The organism is Polaromonas sp., from assembly GCF_010365105.1.
Classification (GTDB): domain Bacteria; phylum Pseudomonadota; class Gammaproteobacteria; order Burkholderiales; family Burkholderiaceae_C; genus Polaromonas.
The window spans coordinates 72,486-90,882 of record NZ_JAAFGZ010000002.1 but is presented as its reverse complement, the minus strand read 5'-3'; the positions used below and the strand labels follow the sequence as shown (position 1 = coordinate 90,882).

General features: G+C 63.5%; 17 protein-coding genes. 10 read left to right on the top strand and 7 right to left on the bottom strand.

Going from position 1 to position 18,397, the window contains the following annotated elements:
• Positions 1-438 precede the first annotated feature (438 nt).
• Positions 439-1,704: an FtsX-like permease family protein gene (locus tag GZ092_RS01920; protein ID WP_293634031.1), complete on the bottom strand. Its 1,266-nt coding sequence runs from the start codon at positions 1,702-1,704 to the stop codon at positions 439-441.
• A 16-nt stretch (positions 1,705-1,720) separates the two neighbouring features.
• Positions 1,721-2,965: an efflux RND transporter periplasmic adaptor subunit gene (locus GZ092_RS01915; RefSeq protein WP_293634030.1), complete on the bottom strand. Its 1,245-nt coding sequence runs from the start codon at positions 2,963-2,965 to the stop codon at positions 1,721-1,723.
• A gap of 53 nt (positions 2,966-3,018) precedes the next feature.
• Between GZ092_RS01915 and GZ092_RS01910 the strand changes: the two genes are divergently transcribed.
• From GZ092_RS01910 to GZ092_RS01900, 3 genes are all read left to right on the top strand, one after another.
• Complete coding sequence (locus GZ092_RS01910) at positions 3,019-3,216, top strand: hypothetical protein (protein WP_293634029.1); 198 nt, start codon at positions 3,019-3,021, stop codon at positions 3,214-3,216.
• Positions 3,217-3,543: 327 nt separating this feature from the next.
• A complete protein-coding gene (locus GZ092_RS01905) occupies positions 3,544-4,458 on the top strand; it encodes an iron-containing redox enzyme family protein (protein ID WP_363254169.1) in 915 nt (304 codons plus the stop codon).
• A gap of 126 nt (positions 4,459-4,584) precedes the next feature.
• The gene (locus GZ092_RS01900; protein ID WP_293634028.1) at positions 4,585-5,871 is read left to right on the top strand and encodes a solute carrier family 23 protein; all 1,287 of its coding nucleotides are present in this window, start codon (positions 4,585-4,587) and stop codon (positions 5,869-5,871) included.
• A gap of 161 nt (positions 5,872-6,032) precedes the next feature.
• On the opposite strand, the gene GZ092_RS01895 is transcribed toward GZ092_RS01900, so the two are convergent.
• Together GZ092_RS01895 and GZ092_RS01890 are read right to left on the bottom strand one after the other, a co-directional pair.
• Positions 6,033-6,404 carry a hypothetical protein gene (locus GZ092_RS01895; protein WP_293634027.1) on the bottom strand — a complete coding sequence of 124 codons (372 nt, stop codon included), beginning with the start codon at positions 6,402-6,404 and terminating at the stop codon, positions 6,033-6,035.
• Between the two features lie 134 nt (positions 6,405-6,538).
• The gene (locus GZ092_RS01890) at positions 6,539-7,873 is read right to left on the bottom strand and encodes an AsmA-like C-terminal region-containing protein (protein ID WP_293634026.1); all 1,335 of its coding nucleotides are present in this window, start codon (positions 7,871-7,873) and stop codon (positions 6,539-6,541) included.
• Between the two features lie 128 nt (positions 7,874-8,001).
• Here GZ092_RS01890 and GZ092_RS01885 point away from each other — a divergent pair, with 128 nt between their 5' ends.
• Positions 8,002-8,424 (top strand): hotdog fold thioesterase, encoded by a 423-nt coding sequence (locus GZ092_RS01885; protein WP_293634025.1) that lies wholly within the window; start codon positions 8,002-8,004, stop codon positions 8,422-8,424.
• Between the two features lie 236 nt (positions 8,425-8,660).
• Positions 8,661-10,211, top strand: coding sequence for an acetyl-CoA hydrolase/transferase family protein (locus GZ092_RS01880; RefSeq protein WP_293634024.1), 1,551 nt, complete (start codon positions 8,661-8,663; stop codon positions 10,209-10,211).
• Between the two features lie 124 nt (positions 10,212-10,335).
• Here the strand turns inward: GZ092_RS01880 and GZ092_RS01875 are convergent, their stop codons facing one another.
• The 3 genes from GZ092_RS01875 to GZ092_RS01865 are packed head-to-tail and all read right to left on the bottom strand — an operon-like array spanning position 10,336 to position 12,683.
• A complete protein-coding gene (locus GZ092_RS01875; protein WP_293634023.1) occupies positions 10,336-10,929 on the bottom strand; it encodes a cob(I)yrinic acid a,c-diamide adenosyltransferase in 594 nt (197 codons plus the stop codon).
• A gap of 36 nt (positions 10,930-10,965) precedes the next feature.
• Complete coding sequence (locus tag GZ092_RS01870) at positions 10,966-11,991, bottom strand: XdhC family protein (RefSeq protein ID WP_293634022.1); 1,026 nt, start codon at positions 11,989-11,991, stop codon at positions 10,966-10,968.
• The gene (locus GZ092_RS01865; RefSeq protein ID WP_293634021.1) at positions 11,991-12,683 is read right to left on the bottom strand and encodes a hypothetical protein; all 693 of its coding nucleotides are present in this window, start codon (positions 12,681-12,683) and stop codon (positions 11,991-11,993) included. The genes GZ092_RS01870 and GZ092_RS01865 overlap by 1 nt, the downstream gene beginning before the upstream one ends.
• A 296-nt stretch (positions 12,684-12,979) precedes the next feature.
• Between GZ092_RS01865 and GZ092_RS01860 the strand changes: the two genes are divergently transcribed.
• The 5 genes from GZ092_RS01860 (at position 12,980) to GZ092_RS01840 (ending at position 18,389) form a co-directional block, all read left to right on the top strand.
• Complete coding sequence (locus GZ092_RS01860) at positions 12,980-13,777, top strand: PAS domain-containing transcriptional regulator (RefSeq protein ID WP_293634020.1); 798 nt, start codon at positions 12,980-12,982, stop codon at positions 13,775-13,777.
• A 171-nt stretch (positions 13,778-13,948) separates the two neighbouring features.
• Positions 13,949-14,812 carry a xanthine dehydrogenase family protein subunit M gene (locus GZ092_RS01855; RefSeq protein ID WP_293634019.1) on the top strand — a complete coding sequence of 288 codons (864 nt, stop codon included), beginning with the start codon at positions 13,949-13,951 and terminating at the stop codon, positions 14,810-14,812.
• Positions 14,813-14,842: 30 nt separating this feature from the next.
• Positions 14,843-15,331 (top strand): (2Fe-2S)-binding protein, encoded by a 489-nt coding sequence (locus GZ092_RS01850; RefSeq protein WP_293634018.1) that lies wholly within the window; start codon positions 14,843-14,845, stop codon positions 15,329-15,331.
• Positions 15,332-15,356: 25 nt separating this feature from the next.
• On the top strand, positions 15,357-17,759 hold the full coding sequence (locus GZ092_RS01845; RefSeq protein WP_293634017.1) for an aerobic carbon-monoxide dehydrogenase large subunit: 2,403 nt from the start codon (positions 15,357-15,359) through the stop codon (positions 17,757-17,759).
• A gap of 15 nt (positions 17,760-17,774) precedes the next feature.
• On the top strand, positions 17,775-18,389 hold the full coding sequence (locus GZ092_RS01840) for an SRPBCC family protein (protein ID WP_293634016.1): 615 nt from the start codon (positions 17,775-17,777) through the stop codon (positions 18,387-18,389).
• Positions 18,390-18,397 lie beyond the last annotated feature (8 nt).

Genomic DNA, 18,397 nt, shown 5'->3' with positions numbered 1-18,397 from the left:
GCTCTCTGTGGTCAGGAAAAAAGAGTTTGACAATACCCCACCTGGTGGAACTCTGTCTGTCAGTGCCGAACAGTTCGACAGCCAAGGCGACCACCACACCCCCGCCCGCTTGTATCGAGCGTTGCACTTGGAGCTCAAACTCGACCAATCGTCGAGCAGCTTGCAGCTTTGTCAAAGGCTCAAACGGTTCGTTGAGCCCCATCGATTACCAGCTAAATCATTGTTTGCGCTACACGTGAGCACACGCAGCAAGTCTGCAACACCCCCAAAATTTGACTTTCAATCCGTGACATTCCCCTGCTCTGGCTGACCGTAACATGGATAGCGCCACGACATTGGTGCGCTTCGCCACCGTCAGCGATCGCTGCATTGCCTTCGCTCAAGCACCGGACGGGATAACTGGAACCGATCAAGGCCACCCTACCCGACACCAAACCCTCACGCCCGAATCGCCTGCACCGGGTCCATGCGCGCCGCGCTGCGCGCCGGTATCGCCGCTGCCGCCAGCCCCACGCCGCAGGCCACCACCGACGCCAGCAGCACCAGCATCGGGTCGAGCTGCGCGGAAAACAGCGAGCCGCCGTCGGGGCTCTTGAAGACGTGCGAAAACACCACCAGCAGGCCGAAGGCCAGCGCCGAGCCCAGCACCGAGCCGGCCAGCCCGACCAGCCCGCCCTGCAGCAAAAACACCGTCATGATGCGTCGCCGCCCCGTGCCCATGGCCCGCAAGATGCCGATTTCGCGCTGCTTTTGCACCACGCTGACCACCAGCACGCTGGAAATGCCGAGCGCCACGATGATGATGACAAAGCTGCGGATCAGGTTGTTCGACACGGTCTGGTTGCTCAGCGCGTTGAGCAGGCCCGAATTGGTCTGCATCCAGCTGTCCACCGTCAGGCCGGTCTGGGCGCGCAACGCGTCGGCGACCTGGTTGGCGCCGAACAGGTCCTTGACCGTGACGTCGATGTTCGACACGCCGCCGGGCAGATCCAGCAGCGTCTGCGCCAGCTTGAGCGTGACGAAGACCCAGCGCCGGTTCAGGTCGCGGTTACCCATGTCGAACAGGCCGGTGATGTCCAGCGTTTCGCTGCGGCCGCCGGCGCTGGTCACGCGCAGCTTGTCGCCGACGGTCACACCCAGGTCGCTGGCCAGGTCTACGCCGATGAGCGTGTTGCTGCCGGTCACGTCGAAGCGGCCGCGCGTCATGTAGTCGTCCATCTTCACCACGCGCCGGTAGGCGTCGGGCTGCACGCCGAGCAGCGCGACGCTCTTGTTGCTGTTGCCGCGCGATGCGAAGGCCGGGCCGCTGACCACCGGCGACACCGCCAGCACGCCGGGCGTGGCGGCGGCCAGGCCAGCCATGCGCTCCCACTGATCGACCGAGCGCAAGCGCTGGTCGCGCGGCTGCACCACGGCAGCCACGGCGCGGCCTTCGCTGGGCGTGATGACGCGCTGGGTGACTTCTTCAAGCGGGCGGATCACCACATGCGCCTGCGAGCCCAGCACGCGGTCGATGATGGTCGATTGCAGCTGGTTGATCAGCTGCGTCAGGAAGATGATGACCGCGACGCCGCCGGTCACGCCGGCCAGAATCAGCACGCTTTGCATGCGGCCTTCGCGCAAAAAGCGCAGTGCCACCAGCAACTCGAACGGCATCCAGCGGGTCCAGGAACTCAGGGCGGGGCGGTGGCGGGAAGTGGCCATGGTGGACGTTTGCGGTTCAGCGAGAAATGAAGGACGACGTTTCCATGCCCTTGACGGGCGCGAGCACCGGGCCGGGCCGCACGCGGTCGCCGGCCACGGCTTTTTCGGTCTGCGGAATCACCGCGTCGCCTTCGTTCAATCCTTGGGTGATTTCCACCGAACCGATACCCCGCAGGCCCAGCTTGACAGGCACGCGCACCGCCACACCGTCCTGCAGCGCCAGCACCCATGGCGCTTCGCGGTCGGCATCGCGCACGGCGCCAGAGGGCAGCACCAGCGCATCCTTTTTCAGGCCGCCCACCAGCTCGACCGACACCGTCATGTCGGGCCGCAGGAAAGCAGGCGGCTGGGGCACGGCCAGCCGCACCTCGACCGTGCCGCGCTGCGGGTCAATGGCCGGGGCAATGTAGTTGAGCTGAGCATCGAAGGACTGGCCGGGATAGGCATCGGCCACCGCCCTGGCGGGCATGCCGGCCTTCAGCAGGCGGAGGTTTTTTTCATCGACATTGGCGTCGATCCGGGTGCCGCCCTGCGCGGCCAGCGTGAGCAATACATGGCCGGGCTGGGCCATGGAGCCGGGCTCGACGCTGCGCGTCAGCACCATGGCATCGACCGGGCTGGTGATGCTCAGCCGGGCCAGCCGCGCCTCGGCCACGCCGACCGCCGCCAGCGCCTGGTCGATGCGCGACGCGGCCAATGTGTGCTCGATGCCGCTGGGCTGGTTGGCCTGCGCCTGCACCCGGGCCGATTGCAGCGCGCTTCTGGCCGTGTCCAGCGCGCGCCGGGCGTCATCGAGCTTTTGCTGCGAAAAGAAACCCTGCGCCACCAGGTCCCGGGCGCGCTGGTGTTCGCGCTCGGCGGCGGTGAACGCGGCTTCGGCCTGCACCACCGCCTGGCTGGCGACCGGCGCAGCCACCGTCGCCTGCTGGGTGGCGCGGCCGCGCGCTTCCAGCAGTGCGGCCCTGGCCTGCTGCAGGGCCGCCCGGGCTTCGGCATCCGACAGGCGCAGCAGCACGTCGCCGGCCTTGACGAGGTCGCCTTCGCGCACCCGGACTTCCAGCACCGTGGCGGTGACTTCAGCGCCAATGTCCATGCGCGCCGGCGCATTCAGCCGCCCGGTGGCAACCACCGACTGCACGATGCCGGTACGCGCCACAGGCACCAGTTGCACAGGCGTGCCGCGCCGGCTGGCCAGCAGCGCCGCGCCAGCCACGGCCACTACCAGCAAGGCAGCCAGGCCCCATTTGACAAGAGGTTTCATAGCCGGCAAGCGTAGCAGTTCAACAGCCCCACAACGCTGTGCGAGGTCAAGGCTTGCCAACTTCCTACGGTGCTCAGGCAGGACGGCCGACACAGCTGTGGGCCTGCGTGGCGTGGATTGACTGTTTGATTTTTCTGCAAGGCGTGGTGGTTCACATGGCCCTTTCAGTTCCCGACGTGCTGGTCCTGCCGGGCCGCTGGCTCCAGCAAACCGGCTACCGGTTCACAGTCATCCCCCCCGGCAAGCCATGACCGGGTGAATGTCCGGTACGGCAACCCTGCCGCGCGCAACCTGCGTGATGTGTTCGGCTGAAGCCGGCCGTTTGCCCCCGGCCTGCTGCCGGGCAATGCACTGGAATGGCTGCGCGACGCGGGGTTGTTGGATGAAACCTGCAACTTGCTGCGCAGCCGGGTGCGGTGTTCTTTGAGCCGGACACCTACCGTTTTGATCGCCACCTATGTCAAAGAACCCGGTGAAGGCCGCGCCGAGAAAAACCATGTGCTGCTCTACCGCAAGCTGCTGGAGGCCATGGCCTGAACCCGCTGCACGGCCTGCCGGATGCTTTTTACACGCAGGGCGTGCTGCAGCTCGCCCCGGGATGGAACGCCAGCGAATTTTTGCCTGAAATCATCGGCTTCAACCTGGCTTACGAGCAACTGCAGCTGCACCTGTTGATCACGGCCTGTGAGTTGAACGAACCGGGCATCGACCCGTACTATTTCACGCTGCACATCACCATGGACAACGCCGACAGCGGCCATGCGCAGCGGGCGGTGCAGGCGGTACTGGACACGCTGCCGCGCTTTGGCGACAGCGCCGGTTTCTGGCAACGGGTACACGATGGCAGCCGACTCAGCAACGCGGGCGTCGGCACCACCGAAGTGATTGCCGGCTTTGACATGCAGCGTGAGGTGGAAGCGATTTTCTCGCGCAAGCGCCTGACCGGCCAGAGCGCGCATTCCGACTACTGCCGGGTGGCAGGCCGCAGCGTCAACGACTGGCTTGCGCAGCCTGACGGCATTCCGGCTTTTCTGGCGGCGCTGGAGCAGGCCGGATGGATCAAGCGCCATGCGCCGGTGGGTGAAAGCCGTTTCTGGAAACTGCTGCAGGGCGACAAGGCCGAAATGTTTGGCGTGTTCAGTCCCTATGAACTGCAGGTCATCCATGACTGGATTCGCGGCGACGCGAGCGCCGATGGCCAGGCGCATGACGAACCCGCGTTGCTGTCCGGCCGGCGTCGCCCCAGTTTCCGCGCACATTCCCGGCTGGTGCAGCATCAAGCGGGCGTTACAAATCCGGGCCTGCTGAAGGTGCTGGAAACCTCGCACGAGGAAGCGCCTGACCACGACCTTCAAGCCCCGAAAGCCGAACTGGCGGCATGCCTTGATGCTGAACAGCAACGGCAACTGCTGGTCCGGGCCATGTCGTCCGATCTGCACTGGACGCCGGCAGGCCTGTACGCCACCCGCCGCTTCATGCAATCGACTGGCTGAAGCTGGCGTCCTGCCAGCCAGCATGCAGGTTGGCGCCAGCCGGTTTCTTCGCGCCGCGCTGGTCTGAAAATTCCAGGCACGGCCAATTGCCTTTAGCATTGCCCCACTTACAAACTGGAGCGATCAATGGGCATGCTGGACTGGACGGAAAAAAGCAGCGCGGTGCTGGGGCAAGGCGGCGTCATCGGGCCGGACGAGCGGCTGCCCTGGCCGCAGACGGCGCTGATGGGCGTGCAGCACGTGATTGCCATGTTCGGCTCGACCGTGCTGGCGCCGTTGCTGATGGGGTTCGACCCGAACATCGCCATCCTGATGAGCGGCATCGGCACGCTGATCTTTTTTGTCATCACCAACGGCAAGGTGCCGAGCTACCTCGGGTCGAGCTTTGCCTTCATCGGCGTGGTGATCGCCGCCACGGGTTATGCCGGCAAGGGGCCGAATGCCAACATCGGCCTGGCGCTGGGCGGCATCATCGCCTGCGGCGCGGTGTATGCGGCCATTGGCGCCCTGGTGCAGCTGGTGGGCACGCGCTGGATCGAGCGGCTCATGCCGCCGGTGGTCACCGGCGCGGTGGTTGCCGTGATTGGCCTGAACCTGGCCAGCATTCCGATCAAGAACATGGCGGCCAGCAACTTCGATTCGTGGATGCAGGTGGTCACCTTCGTCAGCGTGGCGCTGGTGGCGGTGATGACGCGCGGCATGCTGCAGCGCCTGCTGATCCTGATCGGTCTGATCGTCTCGTCGCTGATCTATGCGCTGCTGACCAACGGCCTGGGCCTGGGCAAGCCCATCGCCCTGAGCGGCATGGCGAATGCCGACTGGTTTGGCCTGCCGGGCTTTGCCGCGCCGGTGTTCAGCGCCAATGCCATGCTGCTGATCGTTCCGGTGGTGGTGATTCTGGTGGCGGAAAACCTGGGCCACATCAAGGCGGTGACGGCCATGACCGGCAAGAACCTGGACGTGTACATGGGCCGCGCCTTCATCGGCGACGGCATTGCCACCATGGTGTCGGGCAGCGCCGGCGGCACCGGCGTGACCACCTATGCCGAAAACATCGGCGTGATGGCGGCCACCCGCATTTATTCGACGGCAGTGTTTGTCTTTGCGGCGCTGATTGCGCTGCTGCTGGGCTTCAGCCCCAAGTTCGGTGCGCTGATCCAGGCGATTCCGCTGCCGGTAATGGGCGGCGTGAGCATCGTCGTGTTCGGTCTGATTGCCGTGGCCGGCGCCCGGATCTGGGTCGTCAACAAGGTCGATTTCTCGGACAACAAGAACCTGCTGGTTGCCGCCATCACGCTGGTGCTGGGCACCGGCGACTTCACGCTGAAGTTCGGCCAGTTTGCGCTGGGCGGCATTGGCACCGCAACCTTTGGCGCGATCCTGCTTTACGCGCTGCTGGACCGCAGGAAATAGCCAGGGCAGGCTAGCGCGCAGTCGGGCTGATTCAAAAACGGATTTTTCAGTGTCAAAAAGGCACTCTGCGCAGACTGTGTATGCGCCGGCAGCTATTGATACCCTAGCAAAAAATGCGGTGGTTGCGGCATGCCGCCGTTGCCGGCCAGACGGCTTGTGCGCTAGCGGGCAGCCGAGCCCTGGACCGTACGGTCTTTTGCCTTGGAATGGCCGTGCGTCTGGTCAAGCGCTGCCTGGGCAGAGGCCAGTTGGCGCTCCAGGTCGGCACGCAGGCTGATTTCTTCCTTCAATGCCAGGTTGACCTGCGCCAGTTCGTCGGCCGAATTCTGGATGCGGCTTTCAAGTTGCTCGGTGCGCTCGATGGCCTGGGCGACTTCGCCGGTTTGCAGGTGCGCCGGGACTTCCTGCGTCAGCACTGCATTGACCACGCACAGTTCGGCGGCCGACTGTTCGACCGCTTCCTGAATGGCTTCGTTCTTGTCAAGCGCGTGCTCCAGCGCGGTGGGGTTGGAGTCGTTCTGGGCTTGTGGCATGGTGGTCGCGGGCAATGGATGGGAGCGAAAGAAGCTGTGAAGCTTAGCAGAAACACGCCCGAAAGCGTCGGTTGCCGGCCTTGCAGGGCCAGCGGCGCCGCTGCATTGCCGCAGGGCTGCCGGTGGTGCCCGAACTACTTTTCGACAGGCGCCAGGCGACGCGGCCCGCCCGCCGGCTCCGCTCCCAGTATCCGGCCGATGGCCGCTCCGATGCGTGCCCCGATGGCCGTGCCGATGCCTGGCAGCACGGCGGTTCCTGCGGCGGCCCCCGCCAGGGCGCTGGCCGGCACCGACACCTGGACCTTGTCCAGAGGACCGCTGAGCATGAGCGGAACACCGATCACGCCATCGACCAGATCGACCGAAAACTCGGCGTCGATCTTCCGGTTGGCGATGTGCGCCTTGCCCGATGCGCTCAGGGCGCCCGAGCTGGTCTTAAGCCGGCTCAGACTCACCACCATGCCTTGCGAGGTGTTTTGCGTGTCCAGCTGGCCCGTGATGGCATCGAGCGGGGTTTTTCCGGCATGCTCTTTCCCCAGGCTGCGAATGGCCTTGTCCAGGTCAAAACGCAGCAAGGTCGAGCGGCCCATGGTGAAGGACGTGGTGGTGTGCAGCGACCGGGCCAACTCGCCTGCCGTGACGCCGCTGGCGGACAAGGTGGTTTCGCCTGAAGCCTTGCCTGCAACGACGGAGGGCTGGTTGATCGCCTGCAGCGCACTGTCGACTTCGATGCCTTGCGGCTGGAATTTTCCGCTCAGGCGCAGTCCGCCCCTGTCCCCGGATTGCAGCTGAAGCTCGCCGTTGGCCGTGCCGCCCCCCAGGTTGATGCGCGCTTCCCAGCGGTCCTCCTGCCCCAGGCGGGTCAGGGCCAGATCGGCCGGGGGCGTGACATCCGGGCGGCGAATCTGCGCCGTGCGCGGCCGCCAGCCCGCGTCAAAATCGGCTTCTCCGTCAAAACCAATCCGGACGTTGGTTCGGGAAATCCAGGTCACATCGCGAAAAGCAACATGCGCCAGCGGCAGGTCATCCACTGTCAATTTGCCCGACTTTTGCGCTTGACCCGGTGCTGGCGGTTCTTGCGTTTTTTGTGTCGTCTCCGAAGGCGTCTTGTCACCCAGTTGGCGCAATGAAAGCTGCGGCAGAACCGCACCCTCCAGGTCGGCGCGGTCCAGCTTCAGGCGGCGCTGCCAGAGTGCCGCCATGTTGGGGTAGGCCGTGAGTTTTTTCACTTCAATCGGCTGGCTCTGCGTTGTCACGACGTTTTCAATTGTCACGCGGAGCGACGGCAGCAGCTGCCAGTGAAGCGCGCCCACGCTGACCGGAACTCCCAGCGCAGCTTCCAGTTCGGCCGCAGCGCGCCGCCTGAGTTCCTCGTCCGAAGGAACCAGGCGGACCAGCACAATGGCAAGCAAGCCCAGTGCGCCCAGGGCGATGCCTGCTCCAAGCAGCCATTTGCGGGTGCGCGTCATGCCATTTCCGGTTTCATTGCCATAGGCTGCAGCTTAAGCCGCACACAGCAGACGCGGGCGCGACAAGGGACTCATTCGCTGTAGGTGTCCACCTTATAGTGAAGGCCATTTATCTTTATGGACCCGTCATGCGAATCTGGAAGCAAGCCATCTCTGTCGAACTGCTCACCGCCTCGAACGCCGACACCGCCGTCCACCACCTGGGCATCGAGTTCCTCGAAGTCGGCGACGATTTCATCCGCGCCCGCGTGCCGGTGGACAGCCGCACCATCCAGCCCTACGGCCTGCTGCATGGCGGCGTATCGGTGGTGCTGGCCGAAACCCTGGGCTCCTGCGGCGCGGCCTATTGCGCGCTGCCAGGCCATCGCGTGGTCGGTCTGGACATCAACGCCAACCACCTCAAGGGCACGACCAGCGGCTGGGTCACCGGCATCACCCGGCCGGTGCACATTGGCCGCAGCACCCAGGTCTGGGCAATAGAGCTCACCAACGATGCCGGCGAACTGACCTGCGTGTCACGCATCACGATGGCGGTGCTGGCGCCAAAATAAGGGTTAAAACCGGCTCTTGCGCAGGTGGGACGTGTATTCTTAGCTATGAATAAATGAGTCTTTCCTGGCTTGCCCGGCGCCGGCCAAGGCGTTGTGCCGGAAGGGTGGCAGTGGCCGGAGCGCCTGGCGCAGCGCCAAATTTAAGGGTTTACCCTAATCAAAACCACATCGACTGATAAAATCCGGGCACTTGCCTGCGCGGTTCCGCGCCATGCCCCAACCCGGAGTTTTTCCAGATGTCTTTCGCCGATCGCGTACAGAACCCTGCCCTGAGAACCAAAATCATGTCGGCCGACGAGGCCGCCGCGCTGATTCCGGCGGGCGCCCATGTCGGCATGAGCGGTTTCACCGGCGCGGGTTACCCCAAGTCGGTGCCGCAGGCGCTGGCCCGGCGGATTGAAAAGCTGCATGCGGCCGGCGAGGATTTCCGCATCGGCCTGTGGACCGGCGCCTCGACCGCGCCCGAACTCGACGGCGCGCTGGCCAAGGTCCACGGCATCGACATGCGCCTGCCCTACCAGTCGGACCCGACCTGCCGCCGCCAGATCAACGCCGGCGACATGCAGTACACCGACATGCACCTGTCCAACGTGGCGCAGTTTGTCTGGTTCGGCTTCCTGGGCAAGCTTGACGTGGCGGTGGTGGAAGTCGTCGGCATCCTGCCCGATGGCCGCTTGATTCCGTCGTCGTCGGTCGGCAACAACAAGACCTGGCTCGACCAGGCCGACAAGATCATCCTGGAAGTCAACACGCTGCAGAATGCCGGCCTGGAAGGCATGCACGACATCTACTACGGCACCCGCCTGCCGCCGCACCGCCAGCCGATTCCGCTGACCCAGCCGGGCGAGCGTATCGGCGAGGCTTACCTGACGTGCGACCTGAGCAAGGTGATTGCCGTGGTGCCGACCAGCCAGCCCGACCGCAATTCGGCCTTTGCCGCACCCGACGAAAACTCGCAGCGCATTGCCGCGCACATCATCGAATTCCTGCAGCAGGAGGTCACACTCGGCCGCCTGCCGGCCGAGCTGCTGCCCTTGCAGTCGGGCGTGGGCAACATCGCCAACGCCGTGCTGGCCGGCCTGGACAAGGGCCCGTTCAAGAACCTGACGGCCTACACCGAGGTGCTGCAGGACGGCATGCTCGACATGCTGCGCTCGGGCACGCTGGCGATGGCGTCGGCCACGGCGCTGTCGTTCAGCCCCGACGCGCTGGCCGACTTCAACCAGAACATCGACTTCTACCGCAAGCGCATCGTGTTGCGGCCGCAGGAAATCAGCAACCACCCCGAGGTGGTGCGCCGCCTGGGCGTGATCGCCATGAACGCCATGATCGAGGCCGACATTTACGGCAATGTCAACTCGACGCACATCATGGGGTCAAGCATCATGAACGGCATTGGCGGCTCGGGCGACTTTGCGCGCAATGCGTACCTGTCGTTCTTCATGACGCCGTCGGTCGCCAGGCACGGCGCCATTTCCTGCATCGTGCCCATGGCCTCGCATGTGGACCACACCGAGCACGACGTGGAAATCATCGTCACCGAGCAGGGCCTGGCCGACCTGCGCGGCCTGTCGCCGACGCAACGGGCGCGGCTGATCATCGAAAAATGCGCGCATCCCGATTTCCGCCCGGCGCTGCGCGACTACTTCGAGCGCTCGCTCACGGGCGCCTCCGGCAAGCACACGCCGCACCTGCTGGAAGAGGCGCTGTCGTGGCATTCGCGCTACCTTGAATCCGGCGAGATGCTACCGGTCAGCGCCCTGCAGGAGCCGCTGCATCTGGTGTGACGGCGCCGGACAGTGTGGGCCAGGCCCAGGCACGGGTTTTCAAGCATTTTTAGCCGTTTGCACTTACCACACAAGCGTTACCAGCTATCTTTTCGATAGCAAACGAGCGCAGCGGCGGTCTGGCTCAGGACCCGGTTTTCGCCTCTGCCGCGTCATCCTGCGCCATGCGCGTCATGCGTTCGCTTTTCCAGTACACATCGTCGCCGCCGTTCATGCGGTTGAGCACACGCGACAGCACGAACAACAGGTCGCTCAGGCGGTTCAGGTACTGGCGCGGCGTGTCTTTCAGCGCGTCCTGCTGGCCCAGGGCGACCACGGCGCGCTCGGCGCGGCGGGCGACGGTGCGGCAGACATGCGCCAATGAAGCCGCACGGGAACCGGCGGGCAAAATGAATTCGGCCAGGCGCGGCAACTGGGCGTTGTAGGTTTCCAGCGCCTCGTCCAGCTCCAGCAGCGCGTCTGGCTTGAGCAGCTCGAAGCCTGGAATCGACAGCTCGCCGCCCAGGTTGAACAACTGGTGCTGCACCTCGACCAGCACGTCGCGCACGTCAGCGGGCATGTCTTCGCACAGCAGCACGCCGATGTTCGAGTTCAGCTCATCGACATCGCCCATGGCGTGAACCCGCCGGCTGTCCTTGGAAACGCGGGTGTTGTCGCCCAGTCCGGTGGTGCCGTTATCCCCGGTGCGGGTGGCAATTTGTGTCAGTCGTTGTCCCATGATGAAGCTCCTTTTAGGAACCTATTGTCATGCCAATCAAAATAGGGCGAGGCTGCCGCCGCCTGCGGTGGTGAGCGCTGCCGCTGCAACCACCACGGCATTTTTGACCTGCACGATCTCGGCCACGATGGAGACGGCGATCTCGGCCGGCGTCTTGGCACCGAGCGCCAAGCCAACCGGGCCATGCAGGCGCGACAACTCTTCCGCGCTCAAGTCAAAGTGCTCGGCCAGTCGCTGCTTGCGGACCTCCTGATTGCGCCGCGAACCCAGCGCGCCCACATAGAAAGCGCTTGATTTGAGGGCTTCAAGCAGGGCCATGTCGTCGAGTTTGGGGTCGTGCGTGAGGGCGACGATGGCGGTGTGCGCATCCGGTAGCAGTTCGCGCACCACATCGTCAGGCATGCCCTCCACGCGCCGGATACCTTTGACACCTGCGACCAGCATGGCGGCATATTCTTCACGCGGGTCGCACACGAGCACCTCGAAGTCAAGCATCAGGGCTATTTGCGCCACCGCCTGCGACAGCTGACCAGCGCCAATCAGCAGCAGGCGCCATTGGGGGCCAAACACCGTGGTCAGCGTCGTGCCATCGAACTGCAGTGGTTGGCCGCGCACCGCGTCTGCGAGCACAACGGCGCCGGTGGCCAGCGTCAGGTTGCGCGCCACCAACTCGTGCGCGGCCGTGCGCGCCAGCAGCTCCGTGATCCAGGCCGTGTCGAGCAGGGGTTCCTGCACCAGCCGCAAGGTGCCGCCACACGGCAAACCGAAACGGGTTGCTTCTTCCTTGGTCACACCGTAGGCGATCAGGGCGGGCTTCGCCAAGGCCGGTGTGCTCACGCCCCCGGGGGCTAAACTGGTCTTGGTCCGGGCAATCAGGTCGTCTTCAACACAGCCGCCCGACACTGAACCGCTTACCACCCCGTCATCCCGCACCGCCAGCAAGGCGCCCGGTGGTCGCGGTGCGCTGCCCCAGGTTTGCACCACGGTGACGAGCGTGACGGCATGACCGGCCGTTCGCCAGGCCAGCGCGTCACCCAAAACTCTGAGATCAAGACTTTCCATCAGGCCACCTTTTTAATCTGGACGCGGTTGCGCACGACAAAGAAACCACGGTACAGCGCCACGCTCACCACCATGCCCCAAGTCATGCCGACGAACATACCGCCCAACATCCCTGGCAAAGTGCTGATGCCCGCCGCCACCTGCCAGCGCGACAGCCACAAGGCGCCAACGGTCATGCCGATCAGCATCCAGCTGGAGCACATCAGGTTCTGGGCGAAGAGCGAGCACAGGTAGCGCCCGCAATCGGCCCGCATCAACCGCAGGCTGGGGATCGCCAGCAGCCCGCCAGCCAGCATGCCGGCATGCATGCCGGGCAAAAACTCAAGGTGCAGCTGCATGCTTTCCACGAAATCCAGCGACGCGGACTGGGTGCACAGGCTGTCCAGCCGGGCGGGGCCCGCGTTGTAATAGTCGTAGAGCAGGCCCAGCAACATGCCGCCAAACCCCAGCGAGAGCATGACGTGCGGTGGAGACAGACCAGCGCGTTGCGGACGTATCCAAGCCAGAGCGGCGCAGCCCGCAGCGACGGCGGCGAGCGCGAGGAAGGTGACGGCAGACGGGTGACTGCCGGCGTCAATGGCACTGGTCTGCCCGGCCAGCCACAGCGTCGCGCCGACCAGCACAACCAGCACGAAAGGGGTCAGGACGGCGGAGCCGATGCTGCGGGCCAGCCAGTGGGAAGGTGAGTTCATGGCAATCGTTCGGTTCACAACAACAAATGAAAAATGATGCGCTAGGGGAAACCCCATGCCAACCTGGACCTTGTCACCTCAAAATATTCAGTCAAATCTGCAAAGGTTGGGAAGAATGTCATTTTCATGAACAAGGCCGCTCAGGAAAGTGACTCTAACTGCCGTTTCACGCGACCGCCGGGCCCATGAACGAAACGCGTCTGACCTGCATGAGCGTCCGTTTTCCGGCACGAAACTGCCTTCTCACAATTTGCCTGCAACCTTACTACTTAGCAAATCAGATGAAAACCTGCCCCATGGATTCCCTTTCTGCACCACCTTCGAGTTCATGGCTCTATTTGCTGGAGCGATTTGACGTCGGTGTGGTAAATCTCGACCTGGAATTGCGCGTGATGGGGATGAACGACTATGCGCGGCGCTGCCTGCCCGTGCAGGACAAGATGCCCTTTGGCAAGATCGTGACGTCGTTCCATCCCGAGTCGGCGCAGCACAAAGTCAGATTCCTGCTGGGACAGGCCGAGTGCCCGGTGAACAATGCCCCGCCCATGGCCATGATGATCAACATTCCGGATCGGATGCTGCTGATCAAGGTGTCCAAAATCGGCGATGTACAGGGCGCGACCAAAGGCTACACCCTGGTTTTCTATGACATTACCGAGGTCGTCAGCCAGGAGGCGAAAGCCGGCACTGCGCCCGGTTCGCCCGGCACGCGTGAGGGCGGCGACAAGCGGCAACTGCGCAAGATACCCACCATCAAGCAAAACCGGGTGTTGCTGGTAGATGTGCCAAGCGTCTCGTACATCCGCTCCGAGGGGCACTACACCTGGGTCCATACCGCGCAGGGCAGTCAGTTCTGCAACCTCAATATTGGGGATCTGGAGAGCCGGCTCGATCCGCACCTGTTCATGCGGGTGCACCGCAGCTACATCGTCAACCTGTCCCATATTGATGAAATTGTGCGCAGCGACGGTCGCATGACGCTGCACATGATCGGATCCATCCCGGTCGAGATTCCAGTGTCGCGAGCTAGCGCGCCCCTGCTGATGGAGCAGCTCGGGCTGACGGACACGGCCTCCGCCTACGCCAAAAGCTGACGGATCGGGCTGACGCTGGCTGATGAGTGAACATGCTTTTTCTGATCCTCCGTGCAGTGCGGCTGCCATTCGTGCAGCCTGAGCGACGGTTGGTTGTTTAGCTTCCCCATCCGAATCGGCCGGCACTAGAGTCACACTCCTAAAGGTCAATCAGGCCGTACAGGAGACAAAGTGATTCCACCTTCATTTGCGTACCACGCGCCCCGCTCCATTGGCGAGGCACTTTCACTGCTGACCGAACTGGGCGACGACGCCAAGCTGCTGGCTGGCGGACACAGCCTGCTGCCGATGATGAAACTGCGCTTTGCGCAGCCCGGCACGCTGATCGACATCAACCGGATTCCCGAACTGCGCGGCATCCGCGAAGAAGGCGGCCTGATCCGCATCGGCGCGATGACCACCGAGAGCGAACTGATCACCTCGAAGTTGCTGCAGGAACGGCTGCCTTTGCTGCCCGAAGCGGCGCTGCTGATTGCCGACCCACAGGTGCGCAACCGCGGCACCATTGGCGGCGATATTGCGCACGGCGATCCGGGCAACGACCATCCGGCCATCGCGATGGCGCTGGATGCCACATTTGTCTTGCAAGGCCCCTCCGGCGAACGCCAGGTGCTGGCGGTGGACTTCTTCCATGGCACCTACATGACCGCGCTCGCCGAGAACGAAATCCTCACGGCCATTCTGGTGGCGCCGTTTCATCCGGGCACCGGTTATGCCTACCAAAAACTCAAACGCAAGACCGGCGACTGGGCCACTGCCGGTGCGGCGGTAATGCTGCGCATGGACGGGGGCGTGGTGACGCACATCAGCATCGGCCTGACCAATGTGGCACCGACCGCGCTGCGGGCTAGCGCGGCAGAGTCAGCACTGATGGGCCAACCCGTGAATGACACCACGCTGGCGGCTGCGGCGCAAGCGGTGCGCGACGTGTGCGACCCCGCCGAAGACCTGCGCGGCGACATTGAGTACAAGACCGCCATGGCCTCCGAGATGGTCAAACGGGCGATCCGCACGGCGGCCAGCCGCTGCGCCTGAGCTGAAACAAAACAAAGAAGGAGACATTCGATGAGCAAGACACTGGTTTCAATGACCCTCAACGGCCGCCAGGTGGAAGAGGCGGTCGAGCCGCGTACCCTGCTGGTGCACTTTCTGCGCGAAAAGATGAATCTGACCGGCGCCCACATCGGCTGCGAGACCAGCCACTGCGGCGCTTGCACGGTGGATATTGACGGGCAATCGGTCAAGTCCTGCACCCACCTGGCCGTCCAGTGCGATGGCAGCGACGTCAAGACCGTCGAAGGCCTGGCCCATGCCGGCGTGCTGCATGCGGTGCAGGAGGGCTTCTACAAGGAACACGGTTTGCAGTGCGGCTTCTGTACGCCCGGCATGCTGATGCGCGCCTACCGTTTTCTGCAAGACAACCCGACGCCCACGGAAGAAGAAGTGCGCATCGGAATGGCGGGCAATCTGTGCCGCTGCACCGGTTACCAGAACATCGTCAAGGCCGTGCTGCACGCAGCCAACACCTTGCAGAAAAATACCGTCGCCGCTTAAGCGGCAGCCCCATAAGGAGACATGCATGAACGCACCAATGAGTGATCGTGAAAAGGCCCTGATGGGCATGGGCGAGTCCCGCCTGCGCAAGGAGGATGCGCGCTTCATCCAGGGCAAGGGCAACTATGTGGATGACATCAAGCTACCCGAGATGCTGCACATGGACATCGTGCGCTCGCCGGTGGCCCACGCCCGCATTCTTCGCATCAACAAGGAAGAGGCGCTGAAGGTCCCCGGCGTCATTGCCGTGCTGACTGCGGAAGACCTCAAACCCCTCAAACTGCACTGGATGCCCACACTGGCCGGTGACGTGGCAGCCGTGCTGGCAGACGGTAAAGTTCACTTTCAAATGCAGGAAGTGGCCGTGGTGATCGCCACTGACCGCTACGCCGCCGCCGATGGCGTGGAGGCGGTAGAAGTTGAGTACGAAGAACTGCCGGTGGTGATTGACCCGTTCGAGGCCCTGAAACCCGATGCCCCGGTGATCCGGGAAGACCTGGTGGGCAAAACCGAAGGCGCGCATGGCAAGCGCTACCACCACAACCATATCTTTACCTGGGATGCCGGCGACAAGGAAGCGACCGACGCTGCCTTTGCCAGCGCACCCATCACGGTCAAGCAGGACATGCATTACCCGCGCGTGCACCCGTGCCCGCTGGAGACCTGCGGCTGCGTGGCCTCGTTCGATCCGATTCGCGGTGAACTCACCACCTACATCACCAGCCAGGCGCCGCACGTGGTGCGTACCGTGGTGTCGATGCTGTCGGGTATTCCGGAGTCCAAGGTTCGCATCATTTCGCCCGATATTGGCGGCGGTTTTGGCAACAAAGTGGGCATCTACCCCGGCTATGTGTGCGCCATCGTCGCCAGCATCGTGCTGGGCAAACCGGTCAAGTGGATTGAGGACCGGATCGAGAACCTCTCCAGCACGGCGTTTGCCCGGGACTACCACATGACCGGGGAGCTGGCCGCCACCGCCGACGGCAAGATTCTGGCGCTGCGCACCAATGTGATCGCCGACCACGGCGCTTTTGACGCCTGTGCCGACCCGACCAAGTTCCCCGCCGGCATGTTCCATATCGTGTCCGGCAGCTATGACATTCCCAGCGCCTACTGCCGGGTCGATGGGGTCTACACCAACAAGGCGCCGGGTGGCGTGTCTTACCGCTGCTCCTTCCGCGTCACCGAGGCGGTTTATCTGGTGGAGCGCATGGTCGACGTGCTGGCGCAAAAGCTGGGCATGGACAAGGCCGAGATCCGGTCCAAGAACTTCATCAAGCGTGAACAATTCCCCTACACCTCGGCGTTCGGCTTTGAGTACGACTCCGGGGACTACCAGACCGCCATGGACAAGGTGCTGAACGCCGTGGACTACAAGGGTTTGCGCGCCGAGCAGGCGATCAAGCGCGCGGACCCGGACTGCCCCACCTTGATGGGCATTGGCCTGGTCACCTTCACCGAGGTGGTGGGTGCCGGCCCCAGCAAGATTTGCGACATTCTGGGGGTCGGCATGTTCGACTCGTGCGAGATTCGCGTGCACCCAACCGGCAGCGCCATCGCGCGCATGGGCACCATCTCGCAGGGCCAAGGTCACCAGACCACCTATGCGCAGATCATTGCCACCGAGTTGGGCATTTCCTCCGAAGTGATCCAGGTCGAAGAGGGCGACACCCACACGGCCCCTTATGGTTTGGGCACCTACGGGTCCCGCTCGACACCGGTAGCGGGTGCAGCCATTGCCATGGCAGCGCGCAAGATTCACGCGAAAGCCAAGAAAATTGCGGCCCACCTGCTGGAGGTGAGCGAAGCCGATCTTGAATGGGAAATTGACCGTTTCAAGCTGCGCGGCAACGACGACAAATTCAAAACCATGAAGGACATCGCCTGGGCCGCCTACAACCAGCCGCCCGAGGGACTGGAACCGGGACTGGAGGCCGTGCATTACTACGACCCGCCCAATTTCACGTTCCCGTTTGGCGCTTACCTGTGCGTGGTGGACATCGACAAGGGCACGGGTGAAACCAAGATTCGCCGCTTTTATGCGCTTGATGACTGCGGAACCCGCATCAACCCGATGATCATCGAAGGCCAGATTCATGGTGGCTTGACGGAAGGTTTTGCCGTTGCAATGGGGCAATTGCTGTCATTTGACAAGCAAGGCAATATCCAGGGCAACACGCTGATGGACTACTTCCTGCCTACTGCGGTTGAAACACCCAAATGGGAAACCGACTACACCGTCACCCCGTCACCGCACCACCCGCTGGGTGCCAAGGGTGTCGCCGAATCGCCCCACGTGGGCAGCATCCCGACGTTTACCAGCGCCATGGTGGATGCATTTGCACACCTGGGTGTGACCCACTTCAACATGCCGCACACCTCTTACCGCGTCTGGCAACAACTCAAAGCCGTTGGCCTTGCCAGCTGACCCGCAAAGGAATTCATGGAAGTCGTTCTCGATAAAAAATACCCCGTGGCCGCTGGCCTGGAGTCCAGCTGGGCCGTGCTGTCCAACATGCATGAACTCGCGACCTGCATGCCGGGCGCACAGATCACCGAAGACGTGGATGCCACCCACTACAAGGGCAGTGTCCGGGTCAAGGTCGGGCCTGCAGTGGCCGCCTTTGCCGGCACCATTGAAATTTTGACGCTGGACCCGGTGACACGCACCCTGAAGATGCTGGGAAAAGGGGCCGACAAGAGCGGGTCTTCTGCATCGATGGCGCTGACCGCCGTCCTGGTACCCGCCGAGAATGGCCACAGCACGCTGGAGGGCCATGCCGAGGTGATTGTCAATGGCAAGTTTGCCCAGTTTGGCGGACGCATGATGACCTCCGTGTCCGACATGATTCTGTTGCAGTTTGCCGAGGTCTTTTCGCAAAAAGCGCAAGCGCTGCAAGGGCCTGCCCCAGTCGCTCCTGCCGCAGCGGGTGCAGAAGATGCCGCGCCGGTGGCGGCACCGGCGGCTCCGGTCGTGGCCAAGGAATTCAACGCGCTGGCCTTTGTGTGGGTCATGATCAAGAAGTTCTTTGCGGACCTGTTCGGCCGCAAAGCCTGAGCTGGCTT